13 protein-coding genes are annotated in these 14740 nt (G+C 64.0%); 8 read left to right on the top strand and 5 right to left on the bottom strand.

Features of this window, described 5'->3' with window-relative positions; all coding sequences use genetic code 11:
* Positions 1 to 130 precede the first annotated feature (130 nt).
* The 8 genes from ASD12_RS12565 to ASD12_RS12530 all read left to right on the top strand — a co-directional run bounded on the left by ASD12_RS12565 (position 131) and on the right by ASD12_RS12530 (position 9452).
* Complete coding sequence (locus tag ASD12_RS12565) at positions 131 to 2542, top strand: glucan 1,4-alpha-glucosidase (RefSeq protein WP_056585886.1); 2412 nt, start codon at positions 131 to 133, stop codon at positions 2540 to 2542.
* A gap of 57 nt (positions 2543 to 2599) precedes the next feature.
* Positions 2600 to 3613, top strand: coding sequence for a phosphogluconate dehydrogenase (NAD(+)-dependent, decarboxylating) (gnd, locus tag ASD12_RS12560; RefSeq protein ID WP_056585884.1), 1014 nt, complete (start codon positions 2600 to 2602; stop codon positions 3611 to 3613).
* 22 nt (positions 3614 to 3635) lie between these two features.
* Positions 3636 to 5012, top strand: a complete 1377-nt coding sequence (gene zwf, locus ASD12_RS12555) for a glucose-6-phosphate dehydrogenase (protein WP_056585882.1) — start codon at positions 3636 to 3638, stop codon at positions 5010 to 5012.
* A 12-nt stretch (positions 5013 to 5024) separates the two neighbouring features.
* On the top strand, positions 5025 to 5717 hold the full coding sequence (locus tag ASD12_RS12550; protein ID WP_056585881.1) for an ROK family protein: 693 nt from the start codon (positions 5025 to 5027) through the stop codon (positions 5715 to 5717).
* Between the two features lie 215 nt (positions 5718 to 5932).
* Positions 5933 to 6394 carry a MucR family transcriptional regulator gene (locus ASD12_RS12545; RefSeq protein ID WP_056585880.1) on the top strand — a complete coding sequence of 154 codons (462 nt, stop codon included), beginning with the start codon at positions 5933 to 5935 and terminating at the stop codon, positions 6392 to 6394.
* A 196-nt stretch (positions 6395 to 6590) separates the two neighbouring features.
* Positions 6591 to 7691 (top strand): aminotransferase class I/II-fold pyridoxal phosphate-dependent enzyme, encoded by a 1101-nt coding sequence (locus tag ASD12_RS12540; protein ID WP_056585879.1) that lies wholly within the window; start codon positions 6591 to 6593, stop codon positions 7689 to 7691.
* 161 nt (positions 7692 to 7852) lie between these two features.
* Positions 7853 to 9091: an MFS transporter gene (locus ASD12_RS12535; RefSeq protein ID WP_056585874.1), complete on the top strand. Its 1239-nt coding sequence runs from the start codon at positions 7853 to 7855 to the stop codon at positions 9089 to 9091.
* A gap of 52 nt (positions 9092 to 9143) precedes the next feature.
* The gene (locus ASD12_RS12530) at positions 9144 to 9452 is read left to right on the top strand and encodes an NIPSNAP family protein (RefSeq protein ID WP_056585872.1); all 309 of its coding nucleotides are present in this window, start codon (positions 9144 to 9146) and stop codon (positions 9450 to 9452) included.
* Between the two features lie 47 nt (positions 9453 to 9499).
* Here the strand turns inward: ASD12_RS12530 and ASD12_RS12525 are convergent, their stop codons facing one another.
* The 5 genes from ASD12_RS12525 to ASD12_RS12505 form a co-directional block, all read right to left on the bottom strand.
* A complete protein-coding gene (locus ASD12_RS12525; protein ID WP_056585870.1) occupies positions 9500 to 10216 on the bottom strand; it encodes a glutamine amidotransferase in 717 nt (238 codons plus the stop codon).
* Between the two features lie 15 nt (positions 10217 to 10231).
* Complete coding sequence (locus ASD12_RS12520; RefSeq protein ID WP_056585869.1) at positions 10232 to 10711, bottom strand: TerB family tellurite resistance protein; 480 nt, start codon at positions 10709 to 10711, stop codon at positions 10232 to 10234.
* 103 nt (positions 10712 to 10814) lie between these two features.
* Positions 10815 to 12416, bottom strand: a complete 1602-nt coding sequence (locus ASD12_RS12515; RefSeq protein ID WP_056585865.1) for a heme biosynthesis protein HemY — start codon at positions 12414 to 12416, stop codon at positions 10815 to 10817.
* Positions 12417 to 12426: 10 nt separating this feature from the next.
* Positions 12427 to 13911 (bottom strand): COG4223 family protein, encoded by a 1485-nt coding sequence (locus ASD12_RS12510; protein ID WP_056585861.1) that lies wholly within the window; start codon positions 13909 to 13911, stop codon positions 12427 to 12429.
* Between the two features lie 110 nt (positions 13912 to 14021).
* Complete coding sequence (locus ASD12_RS12505; RefSeq protein WP_056585859.1) at positions 14022 to 14738, bottom strand: uroporphyrinogen-III synthase; 717 nt, start codon at positions 14736 to 14738, stop codon at positions 14022 to 14024.
* Between the last annotated feature and the right edge of the window lie 2 nt (positions 14739 to 14740).

The raw sequence follows: 14740 nt of genomic DNA, 5'->3' as shown, positions 1-14740 counted from the left end.
GGAAATAGTGGACGCATGCCGGCGCCGCTGTCAACGACAGCGCTATTGGCGTGGCCGATCAACTTGCGGTGCAATGATTGTAAAGGGTTCGCGTCCTGGTCTAGGGAGGGGGCCAGGAGACCGAAAAAGAATGCCAGTGACGCCAACCGTTGCTCCGGGCGCCCCGGGAATTCCGGCGCGCTGGACGTCAAGCGCCAAGAGCGGCGTCGGAACGTCGCTTTCGCCGGCCGGCCAGATCTGGTTCACGATCAGCCACGGCATCCTCAACGAAATCTACTACCCGCGCGTCGACAGCGCGTGCACGCGCGACCTCGGCCTGATCGTCACCGGCCCCGGCGGTTATTTCTCGGAAGAGAAGCGCGATGCCGCGCACATCATCGAACCATTCGAGGACGGCGTACCCGCCTACAGGCTGGTCAACACCGCCGCCGACGGCGCCTGGCGGATCGAAAAGCGCATCGTTGCCGACCCGGCCCGCCCCACACTGCTGCAGGAAATCACCTTCACGCCGCTCAAGGGTGCGCCCGGCGACTACCGCGTCCATGCGCTTCTGGCGCCGCATCTGGTCAATGCCGGCATGGGCAACACCGCCTGGGTCGGCGACCACAGGGGAAAGCCCGTGCTGTTTGCCTCGGGGCGCGGCACCTGCCTGGCGCTGGCCTCGTCGCTGCCCTGGCGGAGCGGCTCGGCCGGCTATGTCGGCGTCTCCGACGGCTGGCAGCAACTGCACAACACCGGCCAGCTCGATCCCGCTTGCCAGCGGGCCGAGGACGGCAATGTCGCGCTGACCGGCGAGATCGGTCTTTCCGCCGCAAAGACCAAGGCCTTGCTCGCGCTGGGGTTTGGCGCAACGCCCGACGAGGCGGCTGAAAATGCCTTCGCCAGCCTGAAACGAGGTTTTGAACCCGCCGCGAAATCCTACCTCCAGAACTGGCGCAGATGGCAAAAGGGCCTGCTGCCGCTGGACCGGGATGGCGTATCCGGGATCAACTTCTATCGTGTCTCGACCGCGGTTCTGGCGACGCACCGGTCGATCACCATACCGGGCGCGGCGGTCGCCAGCCTGTCCATCCCATGGGGCTTCGACAAGGGTGACGACGACCTCGGCGGCTACCATCTGGTTTGGCCGCGCGATCTGGTCGAAACGGCTGGCGGCTTTCTCGCTGCCGGCGATGCCGCCTCGGCGCTGCAAATCCTCGACTATCTCGGCTCCATCCAGCAGCCGGATGGCCATTGGCCGCAAAACGCCTGGCTCGACGGATCGGCCTATTGGCCTGGCATCCAGATGGATGAATGCGCCTTCCCGCTGCTGCTGGCCGATGCTTTGCACCGTGCCGGCCATTTGCCGCGCGCCAGACTCGCGGCCTTCCTGCAGATGATCGAGCGCGCCGCCGGCTATGTCGTGCGCAAGGGCCCGGTCACCGGCGAAGACCGCTGGGAAGAGGATGCCGGCTACAGCCCGTTCACGCTCGCCGTCGAGATCGCCGCACTGCTTGCCGCGGCCGATCTGCTCGACGCCTGTGGCAGGCAAGACGCTGCGACCTATCTGCGCGAGACCGCCGATGGCTGGAACGACCAGGCCGAGCGCTGGACCTACGTCACCGGCACGGCGATCTGCAGGCAGGTAGGCGTTGAAGGCTACTACGTGCGCATCGCGCCCCCCGACAGCGCCGAGGCGGGTTCGCCGAAGGACGGCTATGTTCCGATCAAGAACCGGCCGCCCGGCGATAGCGACCGGCCCGCCGAGGCAATCGTCAGCCCGGATGCGCTGGCGCTGGTGCGCTTCGGCCTGCGGGCGGCCGATGATCCGCGCATCGTCGACACGGTCAAGATCATCGACGCGCAATTGCGTTGCGAGCTGCCGCAAGGGCCGCTCTGGTATCGCTACAATGGCGACGGCTATGGCGAGCACGAAGACGGCGCTCCCTTCGATGGAACCGGCCAGGGCCGTCCGTGGCCATTGCTGGCCGGCGAACGCGCCCATTATGAGCTGGCGGCAGGGCGCAAGGACGAGGCGACCAGCCTGCTGGCGACGCTTGAAAGGTCCGCTGGGCCAGGCGGCCTGTTGCCGGAGCAAGTCTGGGACGGCGCTGATATGCCGGAGCGCGAATTGCTGCATGGCAGACCCTCGGGCAGCGCCATGCCGCTGGTCTGGGCGCATTCGGAGCATATCAAGCTGTTGCGCTCGCTGCGCGACGGCGCGGTCTTCGACATGCCGCCTCAGGGCGTCAAGCGCTATATCGAGGACAAGACCGTATCGCCGTTCAGGACATGGCGGTTCAACAACAAGATCCGCACGATGCTGGCGGGCAAGATGCTGCGTATCGAATTGTTGGACCGGGCTACAGTCCATTGGAGCACCGACAACTGGACGACCGCCCATGACAGCGAGACGGCAGAGAACGCTTTCGGCATCCATCTTGCCGACCTGCCCGTCGCTGGCCTGCCCAGGGGAAGCACGCTGAGATTCACTTTTTTCTGGCCCGCAACCGGCGATTGGGAGAATGTCGACTTCTCCGTCATGTCAGGCGACCAAGGATAGCCAGCACATCCTTTCTCGACAAACCCCGTAAATCTTTCAGGAAACAGGGACGAAACCATGCAGATCGGAATGATGGGACTGGGCCGGATGGGCGCCAACATGGTCCGGCGCCTGATGCGCGACGGCCACGAATGCGTTGTCTACGACATCAATCCCGCCAGTGTCGCGGCTCTGGTGACTGACGGCGCGCTAGGGGCGACTTCAATGGAAGAATTCGTCGGCAAGCTCGCCAAGCCACGTTGTGTGTGGCTGATGCTGCCGGCGGCCATCACCGGCAAGATCATCGATCAGGTGGCGGCCCTGATGGAGCCCGGCGACATCGTCATCGACGGAGGCAATTCCTACTATCACGACGCCGTCGACCAGGCCGCGAAACTGGCTGGTAAGGGTATCCATCTTGTCGATGTCGGCACCAGCGGCGGTGTCTGGGGCCTCGAGCGTGGTTACTGCCTGATGATCGGCGGTCCCGATGTGGCGGTGCAACACCTCGATTCGGTCTTCGCCATGCTTGCGCCGGGCGCCGACGCCGGCTCCAATCCGTCCAAGGATGCCGGGACCGCGCCCTTTGGCTATCTGCATTGCGGACCGAGCGGCGCCGGCCACTTCGTCAAGATGGTGCACAACGGCATCGAATATGGCGTCATGGCCGCCTATGCCGAAGGCATGAACATCCTGAAATCGGCCAATGCCGGCAAGCGGCAACGGACGGCGGACGCCGAGACCAGCCCGCTGGAAAACCCGCAATACTACCAGTTCGATATCGACCTTCCCCAGGTGGCCGAGGTCTGGCGGCATGGCAGCGTCATCGGCTCCTGGCTGCTCGACCTGACGGCCGGCGCATTGAAAGGCGACCCGGGCCTGGCGAATTTCGGTGGCCGCGTCTCGGATTCCGGCGAGGGCCGCTGGACGCTGAAGGCGGCGATCGACACTGGCGTGCCGGCACCGGTTTTGTCCTCGGCGCTGTTCGACCGCTTCTCCTCGCAAGGCGAATCCGAATTCGCCGACAAGCTGTTGTCCGCCATGCGCTATGCCTTCGGCGGCCATGTCGAGAAGCCGAAGGCAAGCAAGTGACGGCGATAGGGGAGACACGCTGATGAGCCCGGAACGGTCCGACACGCTGGTGCTCTTCGGAGCGACCGGCGACCTCGCCCACAAGAAGATATTTCCAGCGCTTTACCAGATGGTCGCCAAGGGCACGCTCACCGAACCGGTGATCGGCGTCGCTTTCGACGCCTGGGACCTCAAGCAATTGCAGGCGCGCGCACACGATGGCATCGTCAATGCGCTCGGCAAGATCGACGAAAAGGTGTTCGCCAAGTTCGCATCGCTGCTGCGCTATGTCAGCGGCGACTACCGCGATGGAGCGACATTCGAGAAACTGAAAAGCGCGCTCGGCACGGCGCAGCGGCCGCTGCACTACATGGCGGTGCCGCCGACCATGTTCGAGACCGTCGTCCAGGGCCTGGAGCAATCGGGCACGGCGCATGGCGCGCGATTGATGGTGGAAAAGCCCTTCGGTCACGATCTGCAATCGGCGCGCTGGCTGAATCGGGTTCTGCACCTGGTGTTCGACGAACAGTCGATCTTCCGCATCGACCACTATCTCGGCAAGGAAGCGATCCAGAACCTGCTCTATTTCCGCTTCGCCAATTCCTTCCTCGAGCCGATCTGGAACCGCAACTTCGTCGAGAGCGTGCAGATCACCATGGCCGAGGATTTCGGCGTCGAGGGACGTGGCCGCTTCTATGACGATGTCGGCTGCATCAGGGACGTCATCGAGAACCATCTGCTCAATATCCTGTTGCTTCTTGCCATGGAGCCGCCTATCGGCCGTTCCGCCGACGATCTGATCGATGAGAAGGTGCAGGTGCTGCGCGCGATCAGGACGCTGACAAAGGACGATGTCGTGCGCGGCCAGTTCACCGGCTATCTCGCCGAGCCGGGCGTGGCGCCCAACTCGCCGGTCGAGACCTTCGCGGCGGTGCGTTTCTTCGTCGACACCTGGCGCTGGCAGGACGTGCCGTTCTTCATTCGCGCCGGCAAGAACATGCCGGTGCATGTCACCGAGGTGGTGGTGCGGCTGAAGCGGCCGCCGCTCGACGTTTTCGACCCGATCAAGCCCGCCGACCAGAACTACGTCCGCTTCCGTATCGACCCACAGGTGGTGATCGCCATCGGCGCCCAGCGCAAGGCGCCGGGCGATGACATGATCGGCGAGCAGGTTGAACTGACGGCGCTCGACAACAGCAAGGGCGACATGCCGCCCTATGAGCGGCTGATCGGTGATGCCATGAACGGTAACGGTCAGCTGTTCACCCGCCAGGACGCCAGCGAACTGGCCTGGCGCATCGTCGGCCCGGTACTCGGCGACACCACGCCGCCGCACCTCTACGAGCCGGGAACATGGGGACCGGCGGACGTCATGGCCGGGTTCGGGCCGCCCAACGGCTGGATTGATCCGGTGAAATGAGAGGGTGACACGGTGAAACAACCCGCATCGGGACCTGAGAAGATCGTGCTGGCGATCGACATCGGCGGCACGCACGTCAAGATCCTCACCAGCGCTGGCGGCGAGGAGCGCCGGGCCGACTCCGGACCTCGCCTGACACCGCAGCAGATGATCGATGCGGTGAAGGAGCTCGCCGAGGGCCTGTCCTACGATGTCGTCTCGATGGGCTACCCCGGCCCGGTCAATCACAACAGGCCGCTGACCGATCCCGCCAATCTCGGCAAGGGCTGGGCTGGATTTGATTTCGCTGGTGCGTTCGGCAAACCGGTAAAGGTGGTCAACGATGCACTGATGCAGGCCATCGGCAGCTATGAGGGCGGGCGCATGCTGTTCCTAGGGCTCGGCACCGGTCTCGGTGCGGCGATGATTGCCGACAACATCGCCCAGCCGATGGAACTTGCGCACCTGCCCTACAAGAAGGGCAAGAGCTTCGAGGACTATGTCGGCGAGCGCGGCCTCGAAAAACGCGGCAAGAAGAAATGGCGCAAACATGTCTTCGACGTCGTCGACCGGCTTCGCGCCGCACTGCAGCCTGACTATGTCGTCATTGGCGGCGGCAATGTCGACAAGCTCGATGAATTGCCCGCCGACTCCAGGCGCGGCGACAACACGCGCGCCTTCGAAGGCGGATTTCGTTTGTGGCGCGACAAGGCGCTGATAGTCTGATATTGTTATTGTTTAATATAGTTGGTCAAAATAACGTGTGAAGTGACATCAAGTCATTGCATTACGCAGATTTGCCGACTAGGAATTCCGCGCCACAACAACGCCGCTCGTCCCTTGGATGCACAAAGGGTGCCGTAGCATTTTGATTTCGCGCATGATCCTTTCCGGGAATCGAATCCGATTTTCAGGTCATTCGCTTTAGACGGAGAAATAGAGTGACCGACGATAGCAACAGCGCCCGTAAAGACATCGACCTGCTCGAGCTGACCGCTCACATCGTGTCCGCTTATGTCGAAAAGAACCGCTTGCCCGCCTCCGGCCTGGCCGACCTCATCGCCAGCGTCAGCACCTCGATAAGCGGGCTCGGCAAGCCGGTGGTCCCGGTAGCTGCCCCCCTGGTCCCCGCAGTCAATCCCAAGAAGTCGGTGACGCCCGATTTCATCATCTGCCTCGAGGACGGCAAGAAGTTCAAATCGCTGAAGCGTCACCTCGGCGTGCATTTCGGCCTGACGCCGGACGCCTATCGCGCCAAGTGGGGCTTGCCGTCGGACTATCCGATGGTCGCCCCCAACTACGCGGCCTCGCGCTCGCTGCTGGCGAAGTCGATCGGTCTCGGCCGCAAGGCCGCCCCCGTGAAGGCACCTGTCAAGGGCAGGAAGGCCAAGGTTTCAGCCTGAGGCATGTCGCCCAAAAGCATGCCCTCGGGCTTGACCCAAGGGTGCGCAGCGGTTTTGGGACAACGACCTGCCTGAAGCGAAGACCCAATTCGGCCTTGAGCCAATAGATTGATTGAAGCCTGCCGGCGAATCCGCCTTGGCAGGCTTCATGTTTTTATGGCTTGGATGGGTCGGACAAGGTCTTTGGGGGGAAGCCATGAACTACACCAGGATGGTGATCGAGAAAGAGGCGCCGGAAGAGTACGGCTACGACCGTATCCGCTACAATCTTTCCGAAAGTTCGATCGCCGACCAGAAGCTCTCCGACATCGGCCTGTCACTGCCTGATCTCACGCTTTTCTATGGCGAGCATCGCGGCGACAAGGATTTGCGCGCGCTGATATCCGCGCAGGACTCCGGCGTTTCATCAGAAGATGTCCTGGTCACGGCCGGTGCCGCCGGCGCGCTGTTCATCATCTCGACCTCGCTCTTGTCGGCGAACGACCATCTCGTCGTCATCAGGCCCAACTACGCCACCAACATCGAAACCCCAAGGGCGATCGGCTGCGCCATCAGCTTCGTCGACCTAGCCTTCGAGGATGGCTTCGCCATCGATGTCGAACGCGTCAAGGCGGCGATACAGCCGAACACGAAGCTGATCAGCGTCACCTGCCCGCACAACCCGACCGGCACGATGATGAGCCGGGCCGAACTCGATGCGCTGGTGGCGCTCGCGGAAAGCAGGAACTGCCATCTGCTGGTCGACGAGACCTATCGTGATCTTTCCTATGGCAGGCGGCTGCCGTCGGCGGCCTCGCTGAGCAGGAAGGCCATCAGTGTCTCGTCGCTATCGAAAGCCTTCGGCATTCCCGGCATCCGCATCGGCTGGCTAATCACCAGGGATACCGCGCTTCAGGAGACATTCCTCGCCGCCAAGGAGCAGATCGGCATTTGCGGCAGCGTCATCGACGAAGGCATCGCGCGCGGCATGCTTGAGCGCCGGGACGCCTTCCTGACGACGTTGCTGCCCGAAATGGCGAGGCGTCGCGACATCGTCCAGTCCTGGATCGATCGCGAGCCACTGGTCGACTGGGTTCGGCCCGAAGGGGGCGTCGTCGGCTTCCCCCGCCTGAACGTCGATCCCGGCTTCGACCTCAACCGGTTCTATGTGAACCTGCTGGAAAACCACGGCACCTATGTCGGGCCCGGCCACTGGTTCGAAATGGAAAAGCGCTTCTTCCGCGTCGGCTTTGGCTGGCCGACCGAAGCCGAGTTGAGCGGCGGCCTCGACGCTATCTCCGCCGCGCTGCGGCAGTAACTTCCCCGTACGGTCGATGGAGCAGGCCGAAAATTCCTTGATCCAGCACTGATTTTAACGCACATCCCGCCGCGAACTTTGTTAGACGTTCCATTGGTCGGACCAGCGCCCATCCGGGAAGTGCCCCGCCGACCAATGCCATCGCAACGGGGCCTCTCTCCATGACATCAGTACAAACTTCGCCGGAGCAGCGTTACGCCGCCTTCCGGCACAAAGCCTTCCTCAGTTACTGGTCGGCGCGTTTCCTCACCACCTTCGCCACCATGATCGTGTCCGTCGCCGTCGGCTGGCAGATCTATGATCTGACGCGCGATCCCTTCGATCTCGGCATTGTCGGTATCGTCCAGTTCCTGCCGTCGCTGCTCTTGGTCCTGGTCACCGGCGTCGTCGCCGACCGATTCGGCCGCCGCCTGATCATGGCACTGGCAACGGTGGTCGAGGCAGGCTGCACGCTCGTTCTGCTCTACTTCACGCTGCGCGGCCTGGTCAGTCCGCTGCCGATCTTCGTCGTTCTGGCGCTGTTCGGCATGGCGCGCGCCTTTTACGGACCGGCCTCGTCATCGCTGTTCGCCAATCTGGTACCGCCAGAGGATTTCGGCAATGCGATTGCCTGGAACTCGTCCGCCTGGCAGACGGCGACCATCGTTGGCCCGGTCGCCGGCGGCCTGCTCTACGGCGTTTCACCGGAGGCTGCATACGCCGTCGCCTCTGTGCTGATGCTGGTGGCTGGCCTGCTGATCTTCACCATTCCAAAGCCTGCCCAGCAGAGCGCAACCGACAAGCCGACGATGGAAACGCTGTTTGCCGGCTTCCGCAACATCTGGAGCGAGAAGATCGTACTGGGCGCCATCTCGCTCGACCTCTTCGCCGTGCTCCTGTCCGGCGCCTCGGCGCTGCTGCCAGTCTATGCGCGCGATATTCTGGAACTCGGCCCCTGGGGCCTCGGCCTGCTGCGCTCGGCGCCCGGCATCGGCGCCATCTGCGTTGCGGTATGGCTGGCCGGGCACCCGCTTCGCGACAATGCCGGCAAGATTATGCTCGGCTTCGTCGCGGCATTCGGCGCCTGCACCGTATTGTTTGGCCTGTCTACCGTCACCTGGCTGTCGATCGTGGCATTGGCGCTCCTCGGCGCCACCGACATGTTCAGTGTTTACATCAGGGAGACCCTGATCCAGTTGTGGACGCCGGACGAGGTGCGTGGCCGTGTCAACGCCGTCAACCAGGTTTTCGTCGGCGCCTCCAATGAAGTCGGCGAATTCCGCGCCGGCACCATGGCGGCGCTGATCGGCACCGTGCCGGCGGTGGTGATTGGCGGCGTTGGCGCCATCGCGGTCGCTGGGCTATGGGCCTACCTGTTTCCGCAGTTGCGCAGGGTGCGGCATCTCAACGGGCGAAACTGACGTTTTTTCGCTGCGGTCAGCAAGCTACATCACCCCTATCACAGGAATTCCCATGATCACTTGTTACCTGAAATATGTCATTGACCCGTACAAGCTTGCCGAGTTCGAAGAATATGGCCGTCGCTGGATCGGTCTGGTCAATCGCCTCGGCGGAAACCATCATGGCTATTTCCTTCCGAGTGAAGGAGCGAACAATATCGCTTATGCCATGTTCAGCTTCCCGAGCCTCGCCGACTACGACGACTATCGCAAGCGCATGGCTGCCGACCCGGAATGCCAAGATGTGTTTGAAATGGAAAAGCGCAATCGGAGCATTCTCAGCTATGAGCGCAGCTTCCTGCGGCCGGTGCTCGAAACCTAAGTGCGAAACGTTTCCGTCCGGAATTCTGAAAAAACAAAGAGATAGAGTTATCGCGCCGCCGGCTTGCCGAAAATCATCCGCAGGAACTCGTCCAGCCAGCGCTTGAGATGCATGTCCCAGATCAGCCGGCCGCCGAGATGATCGCGGCCGGGTTGCGCGCCCGGCAACTCGAAACGATGCGCGCCGCGCACCACCCAGCGCTGCATCATCGCCCTGGTCAGCTCGCCATGGAACTGGATGCCCCAGGCATTGTCGCCATAGCGGAAGGCCTGGTTGGGATAGGTCTCGGCCGTCGCCAGCAGCGTTGCGTCCCTGGGCAGCGAAAAACCCTCGCGGTGGAACTGATAGACCATCTCAGGCCAGTGCATCAGTTGCCTGCCGGCTTCGGTCGGCTTCAGCTTGTACCAGCCGATCTCGACCAGCCCTTCGCCATGACCCTCGACCTTGCCGCCGAGATGGTTGACCAGCATCTGCGCGCCAAGGCAGATGCCGAGTAACGGCCGGTTCTCCTTGAGCGGGATCTCCAGCCAGCTGGTCTCGCGGCGGACGAACTCGTCCTCGTCATTGGCGCTCATCGGCCCGCCGAACACCACCGTGCCGGCGTGGCCGTCCAGTGTCTCCGGCAAGGTGTCGCCCAGCGGCGGCCGGCGGATGTCGAGATCGAAACCTTCTTCCAGCAGCATGTGGCCGACGCGTCCGGGGCTCGAATTCTCCTGATGCAGCACGATCAGGATTTTTGGCTTCGAACTCGTTTGGCGCGGCATGGGCAGGCGAAAATCCTATTCGTCGCTCGATATTCCGGTGGCGCCGGGCGCGCGCGCCGCCGCCTTGCGGCGCGCCTCGACGCGGTCGCGGCGTTCGACGCCGATCAGTTCGGCGACGCGCCAGACGGTGTTGTCCTCCAGCTCGTGCAGTTCGCCATCGGCATAGACGATCTCCCACATCAGGCCGATGAAGGCCTTGCGCGCATCGGCATCGAGATGGCGCTTCAAGACACTGGTGAAGGCATAGAGATCGATCGCCTCATTGTCGGCCCGCTCGCCTGCGGCGGCGAGCGCTTCGAGTTCGGCGCCGCTGATCGAGTAGCTCTCCCCCAGCACCGCCTTGAACCGCTCCCACTCGACATCCTGGCGGACGCCATCGGCATTCATCACATGGTAGAGAAGCGCCGAGGCCGCGATGCGCGGATCGTCCGTGCTGGCATGCGTGCCGGCGGCGGCCGGCAAATCCCTGAGAAACGACAGAACGCGTTCAAACATAAGTCCATACCTCAGAGCATGATGGCGAAAAGTGTGAAGCGGTTTTCGGACGACATCATGCTCTATTTCCTTGAGTCAGAGGGGGCCTGACGGCCGGCATGGTTCAAAACAGCCGGAACCGGCGCGGCGATTTTTCCGCTTCCTCGTCCGGATCGACGCCGGGATCGTCCGGCAGCCGCGCGAGCTCCTCGGCCGGCTCGACGGCCTCGGCATCGGTCGGCACCGCGGCGAAGGTCGCCGCTGTGATCGGCCTGACATGATTCTCATGGCTCTCGGCGTCCTTGCCCGCCGCCTCGCCCTGACCGGCGTCATCGATCACCTCGGCCGGCTTTTTCTCGCTCGTCGGCTTTGCCAGTGCTTCAATGACCGGCGCCGCGCTGGCTGGTGCATCGTCGTGGCTGTCGATCAACTGGCCGAGACGCTCCATCGGCGCGCGCCATTCGAAGGCGTCGAGCCGGCCGGTAATCGGTGACACCGGCGCCCAACGTTCGGACACCACGCCGTCGGCGACCCAGGCCGGATCGCGCGGCGCCCGCACCGCCCTCGACAAAAGCTGCCGCACCTTGCCCTGGTCGCCGGTCTCGGCCTCCTCGATATCGGCGAGCAGCAGATAGGCGCCCTCGCGGCGATCCATCCGGATCGCGGCCTCGGCCTCGCGGCGAGCGGTCGCGAAATCGTGCGCGTCGAGCGCGGCGCGCGCCACCGTCATCGACGACTCGGCGTGGTTCTTCTTCATCTCCTGCAGCTTCTTCGCCCGGTTGAGGCGGTCGAGCACGGCGTCGCCCGGTCTGGCATGGGTATAGAGTTCGGCGATCTCTGGATGCGGCTCGGCCTTCCACGCCGCCTCGAGGATCTTTGAGCCCTTGCGCACATCGTTCTGCTTGAACAGCGCCGCGGCGGCGGCAACGGCAGCGGGCGCAAAGTCCGGCCGCAGCCGGTTGGCCTCGATCGCCGCGGTTCTGGCGGCAGCGGGATCGCTGTCGGCAAGCGCCTGCGCCTTGGCGGTCAGCAGCACGGCGCGGCGGCGGGTGGCGGCATCGCGTTCGATCTGCCGTGTCGACTTCTGCGCGTCGACCAGTTTCAAGGCGCCGTCCCAGTCGCCGCGAGCGGTCAGCTCTTCCAGCGTCGATTCGGCCGCCCAGGCCAGCTGCGGCGCCACAGCGGCAGCACGGCCGGCATAGTGCCTGGCGGCATTGCGGTCGCCGAGCCGTTCGGCTTCGAGATAGAGCCCGCGCAGGCCAAGCAACCGCATTTCGGGATCGTCCAGCATGCTCTCGAATTTCTGCCGCGCCCCTTCATGATCGCCTTCGAGCAGCGACGCCTGCGCCTCGAGCAGATGGATCAGCGGTTCCTGGTCGGAGCGGATCAGCTTGGTGGCTTCCTTGGTCTTCTTGCGGGCCAGCGCGCCGTCGCCGGCGCCGGCAGCGATCATGCCGGCCGACAGCGCCTGATAGCCGCGGTCGCGGCGACGGACACGGAAATAGCGCGAGATGGTGTAGGGGCTGTTCCACAGCGACTTAAGCAGCCACCACAGGATCATCAACGCGGCGACCACGGCAACGACAGCCACAGCAGCCACCATCAGGCTGACCTGGTACTGATAACCGTTGAAGGTGACGACCATGTCGCCCGGCCGGTCGGCCAGCCAGGCAAAGCCCAGCCCGAGCGCGAAAACGACGATGAGGAAGGCGAGCAGCCGGATCATTGTGTTGCCCTCATGCCTTCATCGCGCTGGAGATCAGCGCGTCGACCTGGGTTTCGACCTCGATGCGTGCCTTCAGTTTGCCGGCAAAGTCGGCGCCGGCAGCCTTGGCGGCTTCGGGAAGCGTGTCGTATTCACTGAGCGCCTTGGCGTAGTCGCCCTGGTTGACCGCCGCCTCCATGCGCGCGACGGTTTCCGGCGCACCGGCGCCCTCGACGGCGCCAATCGGCCTGACCTTGACCAGCGATTCGGCACTCGACAAAAGGTTCTGCAGGAAGCCGGCATTCTCATCGACAGGCGTCGCCGCAGTCACCATGGCGCTGGCGGCGGCATCCGCTTGCGCTGCGATCTCGGCGCGGGTGGGCACGCCCTTTTCGGCATAGGTGCGCAAGGTCGCAAGCTGCGGCGCGTCCGGCGAAATCGCGGCAAAGGTTTCGAGTTCGGCCGAGAACGGCGCGCCACGCTCAAGCGCCGCCTTGAGCGCAGAGGCCGCAATGGCGAGCGCGATCTTCGGTTGTCCTGCCGCGGCCTCGACCTTGCCGGAAAGCTGCGACACCGACTGCTCCAGCGCGGTGAGCCGGCCATCCTGCGCCGTCGTCGCCTCGCCGACCGACTTGACCTGCGCGTCGAGACCAGCCAGTTTTTCGTTGAGCGGGCCGAGATCGACCGGGGCCGTGCTGCCGGCCTTGCCGAGCGCGGCGACCGCCGTTTCGATCTGCGCGACCTTGTCGACCAGTGCGGCGAGCCCAGCCGTGTCGCCTGCTCCACCTTTCTCGATCGCCGATTTCAGCGACGCGACATCGGCCTTGACCTGCTCCAGGCCCGAGGACAGCCCGACCACCTTGGCCGCTGCATCGCTGTTGCCGCCAGAGTCCTTCAAGCCGGCGATTTCGGTCTTCAGCGAGGCGATGTCGCCGTTGATGCCATCGAGCGAGACACTGGCGCCGGAGCCCGGCGCACCGAGCAGGCCGGCAAATTGCAGCCCGCCGGCGCCGACCAGCGCGATGACACCGCCGATGATGCCGGCAGCAATGCCGTTGATGCCGCCGCGCTTTTCAAGGGGAGGGGTCGGCGCCATTCTGTCATCCCGTGTCTCGGTCTTGGCCTTGCTGCTGTCGGTCTGTGTGCGCTTTGCCGACGCATCCTCGAAACTGTAGTCGAAGGCTTTGGCGCGGTTGGGCGGAGCATCCGAACCGGGATAAGGGAGCTCTGGTTCGGCGGCTTTGGCTCCGGCACCCGCCGGCGCTTGCGCCTCCGCTGCCCCTGCGGCGGCATCGGCATGCTCCCAGGGCTCGAGATCGGTCTGGTCGGCATGAACCGGCTCGTCGGGAACTTCGGATTGAGAGGTTTCCGTGGCCTCCACGGGAGCTTCATCGGCGCTGGCTTGCGTCTTGGCGGCGTCCTCGTCGGCGATACGTGAGACGGCGCCCGGCTCCAGATCGATGGTCACCGGCTCGCGGCGGCTTTTCGAGTGTCGCATCTTCGGCGTCTTGACCATGCCTGGGCTCCGCACAATTCGCTTCGTCTCAACGCCTTGCGGCGCGTGATGGTTCAGAAAGGGTCTAGCACATCACCAAGCGGTGAAAAGGGGCGGTGTGATGACGCGGCTCAGCTCACGTCTCGCAAAAGCGCCAGCAGCGCTTTCTCGTCGGGCTGTGCGGCAATGCGGATTCTTTCGTTGGCGGTATCGTCGAGGGCTGCCGCGATGCGGGCGGAAAGAGCGAAAAACCGTGTTCTTTCAAACAGGCCTTGCAGAGCGGGCCGTCTGGCCAAGACCTGCATCGCGCCAGCCGCCTTGGTTGAATAAAGCAGCACCGCGTCGACAGGTTGGCCCGACAACAGCGCAACAATGGCCTTGTCCGAATGGCGCACCGCAAGCGTGTCATATGTCTCGACGGCGTGGACCTGAACGCCTGCCGTCTTGAGCTCCTGTTCGAAGGCCGGAAAGCGCACGCGCCCACAGAGATAGACAATGGTCTTGCCCGAGAGGCCGCCAGCAAGTCTGTCGGCGAGACCTTCGGCATTGCCTGGGCCTTCGCTGACCGACAAGAATCCCGCTTTGCGTGCGGCCTCCGCCGTCCTTTTGCCGACGGCATGGCAGGGCAAGGCGGCGAGCGCCGCTATAATTGCTTCCGGCGCATGGCGCACGGCATTGGCGCTGGTGACGGCAACGGCGATGGCTTCGTCTGGAACCAGTCCGGCATCGACCGGCAACGCCACCGTTTCGGTCAGAGGCAGAAGGATCGGCTGAAACCCTGTCTCCCGAAGCTGCCGCGCTGTGCGCGCGGCGCCCGGTTCCGGTCTCGTCACCAGAACGCGAAGCATTT

Source organism: Mesorhizobium sp. Root102 (assembly GCF_001425625.1).
In the GTDB taxonomy this organism is placed as follows: domain Bacteria; phylum Pseudomonadota; class Alphaproteobacteria; order Rhizobiales; family Rhizobiaceae; genus Mesorhizobium.
Note: the sequence above shows the minus strand (reverse complement) of the source record. Positions and strands in the feature narration are given on the sequence as shown.

Bases quoted from the DNA above. Each gene is read 5' to 3' on its own strand.
- ASD12_RS12510 (WP_056585861.1), bottom strand. From the start codon at position 13,911: ATGGTCAAGACGCCGAAGATGCGACACTCGAAAAGCCGCCGCGAGCCG.
- ASD12_RS12535 (WP_056585874.1), top strand. From the start codon at position 7,853: ATGACATCAGTACAAACTTCGCCGGAGCAGCGTTACGCCGCCTTCCGG.
- ASD12_RS12565 (WP_056585886.1), top strand. From the start codon at position 131: ATGCCAGTGACGCCAACCGTTGCTCCGGGCGCCCCGGGAATTCCGGCG.
- ASD12_RS12540 (WP_056585879.1), top strand. From the start codon at position 6,591: ATGAACTACACCAGGATGGTGATCGAGAAAGAGGCGCCGGAAGAGTAC.
- ASD12_RS12520 (WP_056585869.1), bottom strand. From the start codon at position 10,711: ATGTTTGAACGCGTTCTGTCGTTTCTCAGGGATTTGCCGGCCGCCGCC.
- ASD12_RS12505 (WP_056585859.1), bottom strand. From the start codon at position 14,738: ATGCTTCGCGTTCTGGTGACGAGACCGGAACCGGGCGCCGCGCGCACA.
- gnd (WP_056585884.1), top strand. From the start codon at position 2,600: ATGCAGATCGGAATGATGGGACTGGGCCGGATGGGCGCCAACATGGTC.
- ASD12_RS12515 (WP_056585865.1), bottom strand. From the start codon at position 12,416: ATGATCCGGCTGCTCGCCTTCCTCATCGTCGTTTTCGCGCTCGGGCTG.
- ASD12_RS12525 (WP_056585870.1), bottom strand. From the start codon at position 10,216: ATGCCGCGCCAAACGAGTTCGAAGCCAAAAATCCTGATCGTGCTGCAT.
- zwf (WP_056585882.1), top strand. From the start codon at position 3,636: ATGAGCCCGGAACGGTCCGACACGCTGGTGCTCTTCGGAGCGACCGGC.
- ASD12_RS12530 (WP_056585872.1), top strand. From the start codon at position 9,144: ATGATCACTTGTTACCTGAAATATGTCATTGACCCGTACAAGCTTGCC.